The organism is Companilactobacillus huachuanensis (assembly GCF_005404815.1).
In the GTDB taxonomy this organism is placed as follows: Bacteria; Bacillota; Bacilli; order Lactobacillales; family Lactobacillaceae; genus Companilactobacillus; species Companilactobacillus huachuanensis.
Window position 1 is genome coordinate 45,185 of record NZ_BJDF01000007.1, and the last position, 16,674, is coordinate 61,858.

Annotated in this window: 14 protein-coding genes; 8 read left to right on the forward strand and 6 right to left on the reverse strand. The window is 35.8% G+C overall.

The genetic code is table 11. From position 1 onward, the window contains the following. Positions 1-553: 553 nt before the first annotated feature. Both FFM71_RS05340 and FFM71_RS05345 read left to right on the forward strand, forming a co-directional pair. On the forward strand, positions 554-1,087 hold the full coding sequence (locus tag FFM71_RS05340) for a hypothetical protein (RefSeq protein ID WP_137611142.1): 534 nt from the start codon (positions 554-556) through the stop codon (positions 1,085-1,087). Positions 1,088-1,580: 493 nt separating this feature from the next. Beyond that, positions 1,581-2,324 (forward strand): CPBP family intramembrane glutamic endopeptidase, encoded by a 744-nt coding sequence (locus FFM71_RS05345; RefSeq protein ID WP_137611143.1) that lies wholly within the window; start codon positions 1,581-1,583, stop codon positions 2,322-2,324. Between the two features lie 125 nt (positions 2,325-2,449). On the opposite strand, the gene FFM71_RS05350 is transcribed toward FFM71_RS05345, so the two are convergent. After that, a complete protein-coding gene (locus FFM71_RS05350; RefSeq protein ID WP_171000478.1) occupies positions 2,450-3,187 on the reverse strand; it encodes a DUF5067 domain-containing protein in 738 nt (245 codons plus the stop codon). 195 nt (positions 3,188-3,382) lie between these two features. Between FFM71_RS05350 and FFM71_RS05355 the strand changes: the two genes are divergently transcribed. The 4 genes from FFM71_RS05355 (at position 3,383) to FFM71_RS05370 (ending at position 6,642) form a co-directional block, all read left to right on the forward strand. Beyond that, positions 3,383-3,595 carry a hypothetical protein gene (locus FFM71_RS05355; protein ID WP_223876480.1) on the forward strand — a complete coding sequence of 71 codons (213 nt, stop codon included), beginning with the start codon at positions 3,383-3,385 and terminating at the stop codon, positions 3,593-3,595. A 250-nt stretch (positions 3,596-3,845) separates the two neighbouring features. Continuing rightward, positions 3,846-4,724: a cation diffusion facilitator family transporter gene (locus FFM71_RS05360; protein WP_137611145.1), complete on the forward strand. Its 879-nt coding sequence runs from the start codon at positions 3,846-3,848 to the stop codon at positions 4,722-4,724. A 64-nt stretch (positions 4,725-4,788) separates the two neighbouring features. Then, complete coding sequence (locus tag FFM71_RS05365) at positions 4,789-5,463, forward strand: 2,3-bisphosphoglycerate-dependent phosphoglycerate mutase (RefSeq protein ID WP_137611146.1); 675 nt, start codon at positions 4,789-4,791, stop codon at positions 5,461-5,463. A 321-nt stretch (positions 5,464-5,784) separates the two neighbouring features. Next, a complete protein-coding gene (locus tag FFM71_RS05370; RefSeq protein WP_137611147.1) occupies positions 5,785-6,642 on the forward strand; it encodes a GRP family sugar transporter in 858 nt (285 codons plus the stop codon). A 517-nt stretch (positions 6,643-7,159) separates the two neighbouring features. Here FFM71_RS05370 and FFM71_RS05375 read toward each other — a convergent pair. Beyond that, positions 7,160-7,453 carry a hypothetical protein gene (locus FFM71_RS05375; RefSeq protein WP_137611148.1) on the reverse strand — a complete coding sequence of 98 codons (294 nt, stop codon included), beginning with the start codon at positions 7,451-7,453 and terminating at the stop codon, positions 7,160-7,162. 143 nt (positions 7,454-7,596) lie between these two features. Here FFM71_RS05375 and FFM71_RS05380 point away from each other — a divergent pair, with 143 nt between their 5' ends. Continuing rightward, entirely contained in the window at positions 7,597-8,415 is an 819-nt protein-coding gene (locus tag FFM71_RS05380) for an HAD family hydrolase (protein WP_137611149.1), read from the forward strand. Positions 8,416-8,722: 307 nt separating this feature from the next. Here FFM71_RS05380 and FFM71_RS05385 read toward each other — a convergent pair whose 3' ends face one another. Then, entirely contained in the window at positions 8,723-9,010 is a 288-nt protein-coding gene (locus FFM71_RS05385; RefSeq protein WP_137611150.1) for a hypothetical protein, read from the reverse strand. A 472-nt stretch (positions 9,011-9,482) separates the two neighbouring features. Here FFM71_RS05385 and FFM71_RS05390 point away from each other — a divergent pair, with 472 nt between their 5' ends. Continuing rightward, on the forward strand, positions 9,483-9,761 hold the full coding sequence (locus tag FFM71_RS05390) for a hypothetical protein (RefSeq protein ID WP_137611151.1): 279 nt from the start codon (positions 9,483-9,485) through the stop codon (positions 9,759-9,761). 463 nt (positions 9,762-10,224) lie between these two features. Here the strand turns inward: FFM71_RS05390 and FFM71_RS05395 are convergent, their stop codons facing one another. The 3 genes from FFM71_RS05395 to FFM71_RS05405 form a co-directional block, all read right to left on the reverse strand. Next, on the reverse strand, positions 10,225-12,309 hold the full coding sequence (locus FFM71_RS05395; RefSeq protein ID WP_137611152.1) for a KUP/HAK/KT family potassium transporter: 2,085 nt from the start codon (positions 12,307-12,309) through the stop codon (positions 10,225-10,227). 124 nt (positions 12,310-12,433) lie between these two features. Further along, positions 12,434-14,857 (reverse strand): Xaa-Pro dipeptidyl-peptidase, encoded by a 2,424-nt coding sequence (locus FFM71_RS05400; protein WP_137611153.1) that lies wholly within the window; start codon positions 14,855-14,857, stop codon positions 12,434-12,436. Between the two features lie 467 nt (positions 14,858-15,324). Next, on the reverse strand, positions 15,325-16,668 hold the full coding sequence (locus tag FFM71_RS05405) for a C1 family peptidase (RefSeq protein WP_137611154.1): 1,344 nt from the start codon (positions 16,666-16,668) through the stop codon (positions 15,325-15,327). Between the last annotated feature and the right edge of the window lie 6 nt (positions 16,669-16,674).

Below are 16,674 nucleotides of genomic sequence, written 5' to 3' on the forward strand. Positions count from 1 at the left end.
AAGCACCATTTTGGGTAATTCCACCCACTTTTGTACTCAATAATAACTGTTTTATGGGAATTGATTTTTTTAAATTAAAAATTCAGGAGTTTTTCAGCAGCCTCGTCTCGAACCTCGATTGAAGCCTCGCAAAACCCGCGAGTTTTCAACACGCCCGGTGGTGTAAGAGCTAAAGCTCTAACGCCACTTTCGATGCAAATGAATACTCTCAGCTCTTCCAACTAGTTTATTTTTTTAATGGCAGGGATAATAAAGACTTTTGATTATTTAAATAAATTACATTTGGAGTTATAACAGGAGTTGTTTTTCACTTGGAAAATTTTCAGGGGAAAAATGACTTCTTTTTTATTTGCGTTTTTTTTGTATTATTGTTAACTATCGTAAACTGTCTTGAAATATTTCATACTTTTGGTGGTAGTAGGATATCTTCAGAATTGAAAATATTAGATTTCTCGAATAAGACATTTAGGATATTTGAGGACTTTATTTTTTGCAAAATGGTCGTTATGTATTATTTTTAGAGTACTCATAGAGCAAAAATAAGGTGATTTAAATGGAAAAAGAATTGAGCTTTGCTAAAAAAATCAATTTTGAACCATTATTGATCAGTATCTTTTTTGGAATAATTTTGGCGACTATTTTCTATTCGATATTTCCAATGTATCCGCTCATTGGAATTGTAATGGGTTTGTTGGGATTTGCGTTTGATAGTTTGCTGATTTATCCGAAGTATCTGACCAAGTATTATGGTTATTGGAAAGTCGATGATCACGGGATTCGCTACTATGACTATGGAACCTGGAATAAGAAGGTTCAAGCAATTTTTTCGCCATCATCAGGTAGGGTTGTTGATGTGCCATATTCGTCTATTAAGGCCTTTGTGGTCGTTGATGGTCAATCTATCATGAATACGCAATCTTCACTTGGAGGAGCGTTAAACAAGCCTTTAACACGAAAGATTCATTATCTGATTATTCAAACGAATCAACGAAATGTTAAATTGAGCTTTGCCTGGAATTCTTCTGGCATTCCGACCACACCTACCGATATTAAAAATGTTGTTGAATTAATTAATTCAAAAATATAATTCATAAATTTAGGAATGAATTCTTTGGAATTTGTTTCTTTTTTTTAGCAAAAAAGCCCATATCATGGGCTTTTAACAAACAAATAAATTATGTGAAATACAATTTGAAGGGTAAACTCGGTAAAAGAGGATCATGCGTGTTATTTACTAAATTCGTATCTCAACAGTAAAAGAATACTTTATCGAACGCGTTTCATGTCAAGAAAATATTTATAAATATTTTTAAAAATACTTAATCAAAAAATACGTTTTCATTAAAGCTAAATGTTCAAATTGGCTTTGATGAAAACGTATCATTCGATATACTTTAACTAGCAAAGACAGTTAAATGAATCTAATTCTTTGTTAACAAAGTAGTTTATTTAGTATTTTCAGCTGAGCAGGTTATTCTTGTTCAGCTCTGGAAATGGCATACTTAACTAAACTTTCAACATTTAGATAGAAAAGGTATTGTTTAATAGGAAAACGTATAGCGTTAGGAAAAGGAGCTTTTATGAATTTATTAAAAAATAATATTACCAAAATTATCATTGCTAGTTTGATTTTTCCATTCGTTATGACTATCATGGGATTTTTGGTTACTAACAAATCTTCCACGAGTATTCTGCAAGCAATCGGTGATCTAGCAGTATTTTTGGTGGCCTATCTGTTGAACGCTAAATATTTTCGACAGAAGATTCATTGGTTCAATAGTCATAAAGCCAGTGCTCAGTTAGCAACAGCTGTACCAGCTATAATTATTGTTGCTCTTTTGGATTCGCCGATGTTGGCTGTGCCTGATTTTAAAGTTAAGTTTGAAGTTATCATTATTTGTTTGTTAGTTGGGTTGGCCGAGGAATACATTTTTCGAGGAGTATTGATTGGATTATTCTTAAAATTAACGCATAATAACGCCTTGGGTGCGGTGATTGGTTCCAGTATTATGTTTGGATTGATTCATATGATGAACTTAAAAGCGTTGCCTATTGGATACGTTTCAGCTCAAGTAATTTTTGCGGCCGCAATTGGAATTCTTTTTGGGACGATTTATATTAAAACACATAATTTGAGTATTGTGATTGCTTTGCATGCTTTACGCGATATGTTTCCAATGTTTTCAGACAAGATGGTTGCACAAATGAGTCATACGACATTTTCAATGGCTTCACTATATGTAACGGTCGTATTTTTATTGATTGCATTGTTCATCGCTAATATTCAATTACGAGACTATACGGTAAAAGAAGCTGAGGAATAAGTATTAAAACTAAAAAAAATAAGTTGTATCACACCTAATTTATTGGATTCCTTAAGTGTGATACAACTTATTTTTTTGTGATTTCAATAACTGAAGATCGAAAGGTGAAAAAGTGATACAAATATTTAATCGAGTTTCAAAGGTTGTGTACTATCGAGCCAATCATTAGTTTGAATATTCTTAAAGTACATTGTGACTTCTGAGGTCGTGCTGTTAACTTTAACTAAAAGTGCACCATCAAAATTCTTTCCTGCTTGAACTTGACCATTGTTACTACTATTAATAATAGCTGCATTGTCGCCTGTAGCAGTTGTAGCAGATAATTGTTTACCATCTTGTTTCAACATAATGGCATTGTTTTGAACTTGTTGAGGTACTTCATTATTGTTAGTTTTATTGGTGTAATTATATTTGACCATCAAAGCAGCATCACCATTGGCATCTTTAATTAACTTAACTTCATTTGAAATTTTGAATGTATACCAATCAGTATCGTAAGTTAAATCACTGTAAGTTCCTGGATTTTTTATTTGTGGAGCTGTTTGTTTTTGCTCAGGTTGTTTTTCAACCTTTTGGGCGGGCTGTTCTTTAGTAACCTTTTGAGCCGCGTTCTTTTTGGCCTTTTTGGTTGTCTTTTTTTTAGTGGATTTTTTAGATGTGACCTTTTCAACCTTGTGAGAAGATTGCGTAGAATTAGTATTATTGGAACTATTGATCTTCCAAAAAGTGAATATACCAATTACTATAATAATGACCAGAATAAGTGGAATGATAAAAGACTTTTTCTTATAAAATGGCGATCTTTTCCGACGGAGTGCTTCACGAGTCATGCGAGATCTACTATTGCCGTTTTGCCTTTTCATAATGTTACTCCCCTGCAAATAATTCGTTAAGACCATAATATCATAATTAGTTAGTCGAAATTAATTAACTAAAAAATGCTTAGTTTTTCTTTAAAAAAGAAATTTCAAATTACGGTGTTGAACTGACTTTAAAAAAGTGGTATAAATATCTGGTCGAAGTTAATGAGATAGTTATTTTTTGTAGAAGGGGGTCCAATGATGTTGTTTTTTGGTAATCATGGCGATTATGAAGTTACTTGTAATTTCTTTAGCAAGGAAGGCCAAACAATTGCTAAGAAGCGCATTTGTCACAACGTTTCTAAGAAAGAAGCCCGTGACGGTATGAGAGATTATGTAACGAACAGATTCTCTGATATCATTGATGTAGCTCATCCCATTAAAGTTGTTGCTAAGCTAACAGCTAAATAAAGGATAAAAATATATCGTTGGAAAAGGATGAAACTTTTTAGTTTCAGTCTTTTTTTTTGACCTTAACTTAAGGTTGAAAGAAGTATGCTCTTTCCAATCTTAAATTGTTAAGAATTTAGGCGGTAGGTTCGAGAAGTGTTGAATCAATTATTTAATCGGTTATCAATTATAAGTGGATTGAGAATTTCTTGAATCTGGAGACGGCACATTTGTAGAAATATTGGTATGATAGACACGAGGTGGCGATGTTATGGATCATGAAAAAGTAACGGGTAAGCGTTTCTTTTACGTAACTGTGCTGAATGTATTGATTACTATTACAGAATTTGTTGGAGGCTTCTTTTCGGGAAGCTTAGGATTGATCTCTGATGCATTCCACAATTTGGAAGATTCACTGTCAATTGTAATTTCATACGCAGCTAACGTTATTGGCAAGCGCAAGAATAATACTAAAAAAACTTTTGGATACAAACGAGCTGAAATTTTAGCAGCATTCGTTAATTCAATTGTTCTAGTCGTGATAACGTTAATGATGGTTTTTGAATCCTTTAGACGATTATCGCAACCGCAACATATCAATGGTAAATTGATGATGATTGTTTCTTTGATCGGACTAGCAGCTAATTTTATTTCAATGCTGATGCTATTGGGCGGATCGAAGCATAATTTAAATATCAAAGCGACTTTTTTACATATGTTGACAGATACATTGTCTTCAGTCGGTGTTTTTATTGCCTCAATCTTTGTAATTCTGTTCAATTGGAATTGGGTCGACCCAATCATAACCATTCTAATCGCTATTTGGCTCTTAAAAGAAGCTTATACGGTTGTTTCTGAAACGATTAATATCCTGATGGAGGCAAGTCCCAAAATTGATTTGGACGCCGTTCAGGCCGCAATTTTGACAATACCTGAAATCGTCAAAGTTCATCACGTACACTTATGGATGATAGATGAAAATCACATCATGTTGGATGCACATATTAATGTTAAGAGAAATTGTAATATGGCCGAATTAGATGGACTTTATGATCAAGTCGATAAGTTGTTAAAAGACAAGTTCAATATAACGCATGTAACTTTGCAGGCTGAGTGTTCAAGAGGATTGGATAATTCGTTGATTGATTAATAAGAATGTAGAATTGTGCTAGTATTAGAAGGTAATTCTATATGAAAGTTGGGAATGTCGTAATATGGTAAAACTTGTCATGGTAAGGCATGGAGAGAGTATTGCTAATGCTTTAAATCAATATACGGGGTGGAATAATGTTGGTTTAACTCAAGAGGGCATCGTCCAAGCACACGTGGCCGCTAAAAAGTTGCAAGGTTTTTATTTTGATCATGTACACACATCTGTTTTGCAAAGGGCTATCATCACAGCTTATATTATTCAAGATGATTTGAATCTTAACTACGTGCCAATCACTAAGTCTTGGCGCTTAAATGAACGTCATTATGGAGCCTTACGAGGTCAAAATAAGGATGCTACTAGACGTGAATTCGGTGTTGAACAAGTTCATCTGTGGCGTAGAAGTTTCTATTCTGTTCCCCCAGAATTGTCCAAACCAGATCCTAATGTTGGTCCTTACAAATATTATGAGTCTAGTATTATGCCGGTTGCTGAAAGTTTATATGAAGCTTATCAACGGATCATTCCGTATTATGTTGATCATGTTGCCCCGGAATTGTTGGACAATAAGAATCAATTAATTGTTGCTCACGGTAGTACTATCAGGGCTTTGATCAAGTATATTGAGGGAATCAGCGACAAGGACATAGACGGAATTGAAGTTGCAAATGGTAAACCATTGATTTACGAATTTGATAAAAATTTTAATATTATTAGCAGTAATCGCACAGAAAAATAATTATTTTTGAAAATAAATGAAAGATGTATTCAAGTCGAAAGAGACTTTGAATGCACTTTCATTTTTTTTACTTTTTTAAAAGAAAATGCTTTCTTTTTGAAAATAATGCGTTAAACTATTTAAATGGTCTAGATAAGTTATGACATTTTTTTAGTGCCAAAAGTACTTATTCAGACAATTTGATTGTAATAATGTTCGTTTAATCATGAGTAGTAGAGATTGAATTATGAGAAACAAGTAGTTCTTTATGCAAATCAGATATACCACATTAAAAAAATAATTATTACTAATATTCAGTTTAAAACAAGAAGGAGTTTCATAATGAATATTTTAATTGCGTTAATTCCAGCGCTTGGTTGGGGCTTCATGCCAATCATTACTGGTAAAGTTGGGGGATCTCCAGTCAACCAAATGTTCGGAATTGGTGCTGGTGCAACCGTTGTTGGTTTGATCTCTTATCTAGTTACACAACCAAGTGTTAGTGCTCAAGCTTTTTGGTTCTCAGTTCTCTGTGGTGCCTTATGGACGATCGGTCAAATCGGTCAGTTCATTTCTTTCAAGCGTATCGGCGTTTCAGGAACAGTTCCACTATCAACAGTTTTTCAATTAGTTGGTAACTCAGTTATCGGAATGTTGATTTTTGGTGATTGGTCCGGAGTACATGCCAAAGTTATTGGTATCATCGCTTTAGCTATCGTTGTTATCGGTGCTTTATTGACGTCAGTTTCAGATAGCACCGATGGACAAAAGATGCAGACTAAGGATGCACTCTTTCTATTATGTACAACAGTTGGATTTTGGATCTATTCTTCATTTCCAAATATGCCAATTGTTAAGGCTGAAAGTCCAACAGGTATCTTTCTACCAGAAATGTTAGGAATTTTACTAGGATCAATCATTTACGCTTTATTTACAGATAAAAATTCATTTAAACAGAAGCAACAATATCAAAATATGATTGCCGGGGTTGCTTGGGGAATTGCGGCATTTGCGTACATCTTCTCAGCCAAAGCCAACGGTAATACATCGGCATTTATCTGGACGCAATTGAACGTAGTGATTGGAACATTTGGTGGGATCTTCGTCCTACATGAACAAAAGAGTAGCCGTGAATTGAAGTTTACTATCTTAGGAATCGTATTAATTGTAGTAGGTAGTGTGGCTACATCATTCGCATAAATATTTAAAGGTTTAAAGGTTGGTTAAGTATGCCGTTTCCAGAGCTGAGAGTATTCAATTGCTGCGCGGAACGGCCCGAGCCAAAGAGCGGTCTCGAACCTCGGTTGAAGCCTCGCAAAAACAGCGAGTCTTCAACACGTCCGGTGGTGTAAGGACTAAAGTCCTAACGCCACTTTCGCTGCAAATGAATACTCTCAGCTCTTCCAACTAGTTTATTTTTGAGGGTCAGGAACAATAAAATTTAGACTTATGATTATTTGAATAAATTAGTCTATGGCTGTAATAACATGGTTATATAAATTTTTCACTTTTCAATCTTCAACATATAGAGAAAAAATGCAGTAATCCCACAAAAAGGATTGCTGCATTTTTTTAGTTAATGTTTGGTAGCGTATCTAAACTGATTGCACGTCCAATAAGCTTGAAGTCAGTATGCAGTGCATGTGGAGTTAGGGCCTTAAATACACCACGTACGACTTTTGAGACTTGGTTTTCCTCATAGCAGACGGACTATATACTATTGATTATCAGAGGCAGCCTCAAGCATATTATCCTTCAAATAATCGAATTCACCATAGCCACTATATAGAAAAATAAAGCGCTTTCCATTATAATTAAATTTGATTCTGTTCCAACCATAATATGAGTCTTCAGTAATATTTTTTATTTCTGAAACAGGAACTGTAATCTTGTCAATGTTGACAACTCCTTTTAGAGATGAGATATAGAGATTGTGATTGGAGAATTTGAAACTAACGTATCCATAACTAATACCTAATTTTTGATCAATAACTTGAATGTATGCAAACATGATTTTCACGTCCTTTTCTTAATTCGCCTCTAGAGTAGGTTATAGAACGCGTTTCATAGCAAGGGTATTGCTTAAGAAAAAGTTAATTTGTATAGAACCAGTTCGACAATTATTAACTAAAATGACACAGAGGATAGCGTATTATGATAAAACACATTTTTTCCGATATGGATGGAACCCTGTTACAAAGTAATTGTAAAATCAGTGAAAAGAACGTTAAGGTAATTAAGGACAGTCAGATTCCTTTTACATTAGTTTCAGCACGATCACCAAGAGAGATGATTGAAACCATTGATAAACTTGATTTACATGAGCCACAAATTGCTTTCAATGGCGGTCTTATTTTTCAAAAAACTGCTCAGGGGAAAAGAATTCTCCAATCAGAGCCAATTAGTGTGGATGGAATAAGCCAAGTATTAACGATATTGAGGCAAGAATTTCCTGATGTTAGCTGCTCGTTGTATGATTTGGACAATTGGTATGTTGAAAAAATCGATAAGGGTATCGAATATGAGGCTCAAACATGTGATTTTGAACCAATTGTTACTGATTTTGTTTCTTTACTGAAACAGGATGGCCTAAAAGTTTTCAAAATCATGTTAATTTCGTTCGATTTACAGGAAATGAAAGCAATGAATGAAAAACTTGAACACTTAAATTCAGGTGATGTGACTGTAACTCAGTCCGCCGAGAATTACCTTGAAATCACTCATAGACTGGCTAAGAAGTCGCGTGGTATCAGATATATACAGGATTTAGAGAATTTGACTAAGGAAGATATGGCAGCGTTTGGAGATGGCTATAATGACCTAGTTATGCTTGAACAAGTAGGGACACCAATTGTTATGGACAATGCCTTGCCCGGAGTAAAAGATTATGCAAAGTTTATTACCAACGACAATGATCACGATGGTGTAGCCTTTGGAATTCAAAAATATTTAAGTTCTGAATCGTCAATATAGATTAATGGTTAAAAAATCACTTGTCAGACAGGATTATTCGATAAGCTAGAGTTGGACGGTCAAATAGATAAAACGAGCTGACAACGCAAATTTTGATAACCTCAAGTGAATTGAGTTAATATCGAATTTAAATTAGGCATAAGGAATAAAGAGTGAGCCAAAATACGGTCGACTTTCGATTGTTAACCTAAATAGACGCTGTAATCCAGCTTTGGATTACAGCGTCTATTTGGTTTAAACTGAAAATTTAAGTTTGTCGCGCGTTTAAGCGACATTTGTAATGATAATAATGTTTAATGTCCAAAATCTATGCCTTCATAGTTTTAAGTAGGTGTTGTTCAAGGTACTGTTCTTCACCATATCCAGTGTAAAGAAAGGAGTACTTTTTACCCTGATATATAAAACTGATACGATCCTCGCCATAGAATTTATTAATCTGTAAGTCAACAATTTTAGAGAATGGGATATTGATACGGTGTAGAGCTTTCATACCTCTAACGATTGTCATTGATAGTTGCTCGTTTTCAATATTATAGAAGACATAACCTTTAAATACTTTAGAATCCTTGTCGATAATTTGAATATAGGTGTACATAAGATTCACACCTTCTTTCCACAAATATCAATCAATAAAAAAATATGTATTATTGATTGATGTGAATTATAAACGCTAATTTATGGAGGAATGAAATCAGACACTTAGAACTGACAAGACGTCTATTATTGAGCCAGATCGTTGCTAAAAGTGTGAATAGAAGCTATTTTTAGTTTAAATCTTATAAAGTTGTTAATAATAAAAATTAGCAACTGAAAAAGTAGGCGATGAAGATGGAAAAGAGCTTTGCAAGAAAGTTAAATTGGAAACCCTTATTTAACAGTTTGGTTCTTGGTGCAGCAATTGGAAGTTTTACGTATATCTTGGCTGATAATGATATAACCGCTGGTATTGTACTGGGAACAGTAGCATTTTTAATTCAAAGTACAATTGTTTATCCACGCTATTTACCAAGCTTGTATGGATGTTGGAAGGTTAACGACGGGGCAGTATCATACTACGATTACAATACGTGGACGAAACGAATAAAGGCTATCTTTTTACCTATTGGAAAAAGCAGGAATCAGTTTCGTTTGAAGATATCATATCCTACTCTTTGGTTGTTAATAAAAAGGCCGATAAGGTGTTACCACATTATATTATTTTGAAATTAGATAACGGGCACGATGTTGCCTTGGACTTATCTTGGAATCTGCTGAAATCAGGTGCTCCTGAAAAGGATGTTGAATGGGTGGTTGACTTCATTACTTCTAAGTTGAATCAGAAAACGGTACAGATTTTGCAGATGTGAATGGTTAGTTTATGTTTAATTTTCGGTTGAGAACTAAAGGTTGAAAGTTTGATGAGTTATGCCGTTTCCAGAGCTGAAAGCATTCATATGCTGCGCGGTACGCTTCGAGCCAAAAAGCGGTCTCGAATCTCGGTTGAAGCCTTACCAAAAAACGGTAAGTCTCCAACACGCCCGGTGGTGTAAGGACTAAAGTCCTTACACCACTTTCGCGGCAAATGAATACTTTCAGCTCTTCCAACTAGTTTTTTAATAATAATAATGTTCAACTGTGATCTCTTGCCATCTAACTAAATCGGTGAATAAATTGAATTTAGGACTGGAACAGCAATGTTTATATCACATTTTCACCTTTCAACCTTCAGGTTGAGAAAATAAAAGAGCAGATAATCAGGGAAAACTGATTATCTGCTCTTATTTTATTTATATATGCAATGGTTCTAAAACGAGTTCCGCAAGCCAATTTCTAATCTTCGTCATCATCATCAATTTCTTCGTCGACTTTAATATCTTTCAAAGCTGAACGATCTTTTCTGACTAAACGTAAACGGTTGAGTGAAACTTTTCCAAGTACTAAAGGTACACGTTCTTCGACTACATCGCTGTAGGAAAGTCCGAACCAGTTAGCAGGAGAGATGAATTTTTGTAAGAAGAAGCGCATGTGAATAACACTCTTCTTTAAACTACTGATCTTAGTGTCCGGTGAAAGGACTTCTTTGATGATAACAAATGAGAAGTCACCAACGTCACGATCAGGAATGGTTGTATATTTCTGTGGCTGTGGCTTGATCTCGCCGTTAGACATCATATCGTTAACGACTTGACGTAAGTAAACATTGACCTTTTGATCAACTCTGAATCCTAAATAAAGTTGAACGCTGACCATGTAGTCAGTATCGAAAGTTTCAACGCTATAAGCAGCTGTATATGGTTCATCAGTAACATTTACAGTTACAAACCAGTAGACTTGAGCACGTTTTGGACGCTTATCAAGAATTGAATAAAGGATATTCTTCTTGATACGGTAGCCATCGTGAATCTTAGTTAGGTAAACCAAGTTAGTTGTATAAAGTGGGTAACTTGGATCTTTTCTCAAATCATTTAGTTGATGTTTGAAAGCTAACAGTGAAACGAAGTGACTCCGGAAGGTATTGTCATCCTTGAGTCTTTCACCATATCTCCAAATGAACATAACAGCAATAAGTAAGGCGGCAATAAACATAGTAATGTAGGCACCGTGAATGAACTTACTACTGTTGGTTACGAAGAAAATACTTTCAATGATAAAGAAGAAACTGATAATAACTGTCGTAAAGAATCGATTAGCACGTTTCATCAACAACCATTGATGGAGCAAGATTGTTGTCATTAACATTGTAATAGTAATTTCTAGACCATAGGCATTTGACATGTTTTCGGAAGTTTTGAAATAGAAGACGATGAACAAACAAACAATCCAGATAATTGAGTTAACTGTTGGAATATAAAGTTGACCTTTGAAATTAGTTGGATAATAAGTTTTCAATCTTGGGAAGATCTTCAATTTGGTAGCTTCAGATACTAATGTGTAAGAACCAGAGATCAAGGCTTGAGAAGCGATGATGGCGGCCATGGCTGACAGGAAGATTCCGAAGAGTCTGAAATCAGCTGGAATAGATTGGTAGAAAGGATTCATTGCTGAACCCATGTTTTGAAGCATGTGATTATCTTTAACGCTTGAAAGCCAGGCTGCTTGTCCTAAATAACTTAGCAATAAGCAAATTTTAACGAATGGCCAACTAGTATAAATATTTGGTCGACCAACGTGGCCCATATCAGAATAGAGGGCTTCAGCACCAGTGGTAGCAAGGAAAATACTACCAAGAATGAAGATACCACGAATATTGATTGGGCTTCTGAGCAATGCAAAAGCATAATATGGGTTCAAAGCACGAAGCATTGACCAATCGGATGATAGATTGATGATTCCCATTAAACCAAGGAATGTGAACCAAACTAACATGATAGGACCAAAGGCTCTACCGATTAATTGAGTACCAAATCTTTGGATAAAGAAGAGGGTCGACAAAATAATCAGTGTAACAATGATTACTTGATTCTGATTTCCAATCAAAACGGTATTGTGAATGGCGATGCCCTTCAGACCTTCGATTGCGGCAGTGACAGTAACAGCAGGTGTCATCATACCGTCGGCTAAGAAAGTTGCCCCACCAACCATAGCCGGAATAATCAGCCACTTAGCACGCTTTCTAACCAAAGTGTAGAGGGCGAAAATACCACCTTCACCACGGTTATCAGCACGTAAAGCAATTAAAACGTACTTAATTGTCGTGACTAAAGTCAGTGTCCAAAATATTAATGAAACACTGCCTAGAATAAAATCAGTGGACATTTTTTCCAGTCCACCGTTCCCAACCATTAAAGAGTGCATAACATATAGAGGCGAAGTACCAATGTCTCCATAAACGATTCCTAAAGCAATTAGGAATCCTGCAACACTCTTCTTTGAATGGGGGTTATTCTTTAATGAATTTAGTTGTGTCTTTTCCATATAAATAATCTCCAAAAATAAACAGTTCAACGGCGATTATAACATTAGAATTGCTAGTATGAAACCACTTAATTTTGGTCTAGTGATTTTCGCTATATATCACAGCAATTAATCGTAGTTGGTATTAATTCGTATGTATTGGAACGACTAATGAAGAATCATTGGCCTGAACTGTATATTTGATATTTTGATTACCACGAACGGTCATGCCAAAATCTGTTGCGTAGACGATCAAACCTAATTGATGTCCCTTTAGTAATTTGTAAAATGTTGGTTGAAGCTCAACATCAATATTATAGAAAATATTTGGTTTTAGTTCATCAATTTTATAGCTGTTTTCACGATTTTGTAAATTAATGTGACCTTTTGTGATCATCTTGAACGGCGTAGGTTGGTCGTATGTGAATTCACGCAGGTCATCCTCACGCCAATCGTAAGTTCCAGCTAAACCATTTTTGGATAATAACGTTGGTGAAACAGTTAAACGTTTGGCCTCGCCGTAATCAATTAATTGGAAACTCAAGAGCCCAATATTTTCACTGGAACTGACCTTGAGTTGTACGTTGACTTTACCATCAATTGTTAAATCATTTGTTAAAGATTCTGTTTTATAAATTAGTTGATTATCGGCAAGCTTTTTATCGGCAGCAATCAAATCATGTTCCCAAGTATCGTTATGCTTAGTGTAGTTATCAAAAATCGATTGTTCTAGTTGATCTTTAAATGATTGAGTTGATTCAGAGACTGATTCAGTAACTAATTTATCAGCTGATAAATTATATTTAATGTGCTCATTTTCAGCACTAGACCAGTCTTTATAGGCGTTCCATTGTTCAACTTTTGTGTTGTCTTGAATGATAACATCAGGGATGATTTCTTTGGCCTGATTGTCGATTCCAAGTAATTCATGGGTCAGCCAGAGGTTGATGATATCGTTATAGTCGATAGAACGAAAGGCGTTGATGTAAATATGTTGTCCCCGATGCAAAATAATCTTTTGCGTAACGCCGTTATGCTTAATGCCGTTCCAGAGACGCTCAACGTTTCGAGGCTTAACATTCCAGTCGTTTAAACCATGGACCATAAAGACATCTGCTTTGATATTTTTGAAATCTTTGTGATAATTACGAGCATCCCAGAAAGTATTGTAATCCCCGGTTGTCCGATCTTCACCTTTTTGAATTTCTTCAATTTGGTTGTTCCATTGTGACTTGATATTGTGGAAATCACCGGGTTGTAAACGACGACTGAAAGTTTCTTCTGCCAAGACATCCGCATCCTCACCAGGGAAGCCTCCAGGAGCGATAACTAGGCCGCCATCACGATAGTAATCATACCAGTTAGAAATGGCAGCTTCACTGATAACAGTCTTTAGACCAGAGACACCGGTAGTTGCGGCTGCAGTTGCCAATGTCCCAAGATATGAACGACCGGTCATAGCAACTTTTTGATTCGACCACCAAGCTTTAATTCTGATATTATCGGTCCGATTAGTAAAAGCAGGCAATTGACCAGTCAGCCACTTAATTATGGCAACTGTTGAAATGGTTTCGTCAGGATCACCGGTAGTTCTGAAACCGTCCGAATCCTTAGTACCGATACCAGCCATGTAGACGACAGCAAAACCACGAGCTAAGAAGTAGTCATTTAAAGTGTAAGAACTTTCTCTGGAGAAGTCCTGCTCAGCTTTCTTAGTTTCGCCATCGATTTTTCTTGGTGCTGGGATAGGCTGCTCATTGTCTTTGTATTCAATGTCTGAATATTGAAGATTATTTGGTTGTTTGTGTGTCAAAGATACGTTGACATTGTGAGTTAGTTTTTCACCGGTTTCATCATTAGTTCCTTGATTGTAAGGACTAGCGGTATAGAGTACTGGGACTTTCAAACCTTTTTCAGTTTCACTAGGACGTAATATTTCAGCCATTAGTAGGTCACGTTTGCCATCATGGTCGCTGTCTTGTGGAGATTCCACATAGACGACTTCACGAATTAATTTATGAGGATTGAAGACAGGTAATGTTTTACCATTGAAGAGCATTGGTTTAGTGATCTTACCGTAAAATTTAGTGAAGTAGCCTTTAGAAGCAAGTGAGTCAAGGTAAGTTTGTCCCATCTTATTGTGAGTTGCCAATAACCAATACCAAGCAGATTTCAACTCATCAATGGTGAATGAATCGCCGTTATGGTCAGCAACCAGCAATTGAATTTTATCCATTGCTGCTAAAGGATCAGTGAATGAAAAGTCCACATCGGGATTAAACCTGAGCAGTTGTAAAGCAACATTATAGAAAGCCGCGACTGAAACATGGGTGGCTGAGTCGATGTATTCACTCAAGTCCTGGTCGTCTGTTGCCATATAAGTCTTTAGAGTCTCTTCAAAAGTTGATGAAGTTTTATCTTCTAAAAAACTCTTGCTTAAAAAGCTGATCCAAAGTTGCAGGGGATTGGTTTCTGTTTCATTATCCTTATCGAGAAAACCGATTTCGGTGAGTTCTATTAATTGATTCTTAAATTCTGTTGGACGAATTGCAAATTGGTTATTTTTCATAGAAACAACTCCCTTATTAGATATTATTATCATTATAGTGCAGTGGTGATTTTTTTGCCTTATTATAAATGCCGTTCCGCGTAGTAATTGAATACTCTTAGATCTTCCGACCAGTTTATTTCTTTGGTGGTAGGAACAATAAAATAGTGACCATAAAATAGTGACTTCTGATTATTTAAATAAATTTTCGCCTTTCGACTTGCAGTTTAGTAAATAGAGTATAGAAAAAGTCACAAATTACCGACCACTGCAGGTTATTGTAATTTGTGACTTTTTGATAATTGTATTTTTAAATAGGAAGTGGCTCGGAAGCTGGCCGTCCTGTCTCCACTCTCTTATTCAAACGAGTTGCACAGGCCAATTTCTTCCGCTTTGCCTAACTTCCCAAACCATCCGCAAAATACGCGGATAATTCGTGGAGTTAAGCAAATGCTCGGAAATTCCCAGGCCTGTCTCCACTCTCTTTTTTAAGCTAATGCTCCCATTGGATCCCATGGTGCCAATACTTTTGGCTCTTTTGATTCTGTTTCAAAGGTATTCTTGAGATCATCTGATAGGTACTTCTTGTTGATAACTAGTTGGTAAACGAATTCGTCGAACCATGAGTCGCTCATTACAAAGTAACCTTTGGTTCCGACTTTTTCACCCCATGAGTTTTCAACTTTCCACTTCAATGGGTTGCCGTTTTCGTCTAAATCAACGCCGGTAATAACCATTGCATGTGTCATCATACTTTCGATGTAGTCAAGGCGTTCTGCTTTTGTCATCTTCAAGTCGGTGTTTAATAGGCCTTCAAGGTCATAGATATTTGTATCCATGATACCAATCTTACGATCTGAACTTTGACCAACATCACTACCGAACCAAACTGTTTCGCCAGCTTGAAGTTGTTTTACAGCTAATTTCTTGAAGTCATTGATTTCAAGGTTCAAGTGACGTACCTGACGTCCGCCAATTACGTTACCAAGCATTTCAACTGTGTAAACGTGGTTGTAAGGCTTGTCAGCTGTTGGAGCATTGATTGTTGAAATATAACTGTCTAAATCCCAGCCGACATATTTTTTGAAGAATTCTTGAGGTGTGATGCCTGTTTCTTTGTGATAGTTCTTATCATCATCACGGTAAGCCCAGTCAAATTTTGTAGGAGGAACGCCAACTGTGTAAACTAAAATTTTATAGATTTCACTTAGTAATTCATTTTTCTTACGTTCGATATCTTCTTCAGATTTATTATCGTTAACCAGGTTGCGCAAGATGATAGCATCCTTACGTAATTTCTTGTTAAGGACATTATTTAGTTCAGATGAGTTTGTACGACTGAATGTATCTGGCATTACGGCCTTAGGAACAACACCATATTTTTGAACAAGTGCCATAACCATATCCCATTGACCACCATCTTGTTGAGGTGTTTCCATTAGGAAGTCGACTTTACGGTCGCCAGTTGGTAGGGCAGCTGTGTTGATAACATTTTCGAAGAAGTAGTTAGATTTTTCTAACTTATCCCAGAAAAGCATGTAACCTTGTGAAAGTTCAAAGCCCTTGATCTTAAAGTTATCTTGAACAGGGTGTCTCATTGTATTTAGAGCTGCGAAAACCCAGCATAATCCAGATTGTTTTTGGTCGGCAACTTTACCAGTATCGATTTCAACTGAGAAGGTAGGGTCCATAGCAACTTTAGATGCAATTGTTTCACTTGATTTGAACAGGCCATTGTTAGCAACAGCGTTTTTAATTGCTGAAGAACCTGGTGTGTTTTCAAAAGCGTTTTTAAAATTATCTAATTCTGATGATGTGATTTCTTTAGTCATACAATT

What these genes read in the sequence shown, in the direction of transcription:
- FFM71_RS05370 (WP_137611147.1), top strand. Translation starts at nt 5,785, where the DNA reads ATGAATATTTTAATTGCGTTAATTCCAGCGCTTGGTTGGGGCTTCATG.
- FFM71_RS05395 (WP_137611152.1), bottom strand. Translation starts at nt 12,309, where the DNA reads ATGGAAAAGACACAACTAAATTCATTAAAGAATAACCCCCATTCAAAG.
- FFM71_RS05345 (WP_137611143.1), top strand. Translation starts at nt 1,581, where the DNA reads ATGAATTTATTAAAAAATAATATTACCAAAATTATCATTGCTAGTTTG.
- FFM71_RS05375 (WP_137611148.1), bottom strand. Translation starts at nt 7,453, where the DNA reads ATGTTTGCATACATTCAAGTTATTGATCAAAAATTAGGTATTAGTTAT.
- FFM71_RS05385 (WP_137611150.1), bottom strand. Translation starts at nt 9,010, where the DNA reads ATGTACACCTATATTCAAATTATCGACAAGGATTCTAAAGTATTTAAA.
- FFM71_RS05340 (WP_137611142.1), top strand. Translation starts at nt 554, where the DNA reads ATGGAAAAAGAATTGAGCTTTGCTAAAAAAATCAATTTTGAACCATTA.
- FFM71_RS05400 (WP_137611153.1), bottom strand. Translation starts at nt 14,857, where the DNA reads ATGAAAAATAACCAATTTGCAATTCGTCCAACAGAATTTAAGAATCAA.
- FFM71_RS05365 (WP_137611146.1), top strand. Translation starts at nt 4,789, where the DNA reads ATGGTAAAACTTGTCATGGTAAGGCATGGAGAGAGTATTGCTAATGCT.
- FFM71_RS05350 (WP_171000478.1), bottom strand. Translation starts at nt 3,187, where the DNA reads ATGAAAAGGCAAAACGGCAATAGTAGATCTCGCATGACTCGTGAAGCA.
- FFM71_RS05355 (WP_223876480.1), top strand. Translation starts at nt 3,383, where the DNA reads ATGATGTTGTTTTTTGGTAATCATGGCGATTATGAAGTTACTTGTAAT.
- FFM71_RS05380 (WP_137611149.1), top strand. Translation starts at nt 7,597, where the DNA reads ATGATAAAACACATTTTTTCCGATATGGATGGAACCCTGTTACAAAGT.
- FFM71_RS05405 (WP_137611154.1), bottom strand. Translation starts at nt 16,668, where the DNA reads ATGACTAAAGAAATCACATCATCAGAATTAGATAATTTTAAAAACGCT.
- FFM71_RS05360 (WP_137611145.1), top strand. Translation starts at nt 3,846, where the DNA reads ATGGATCATGAAAAAGTAACGGGTAAGCGTTTCTTTTACGTAACTGTG.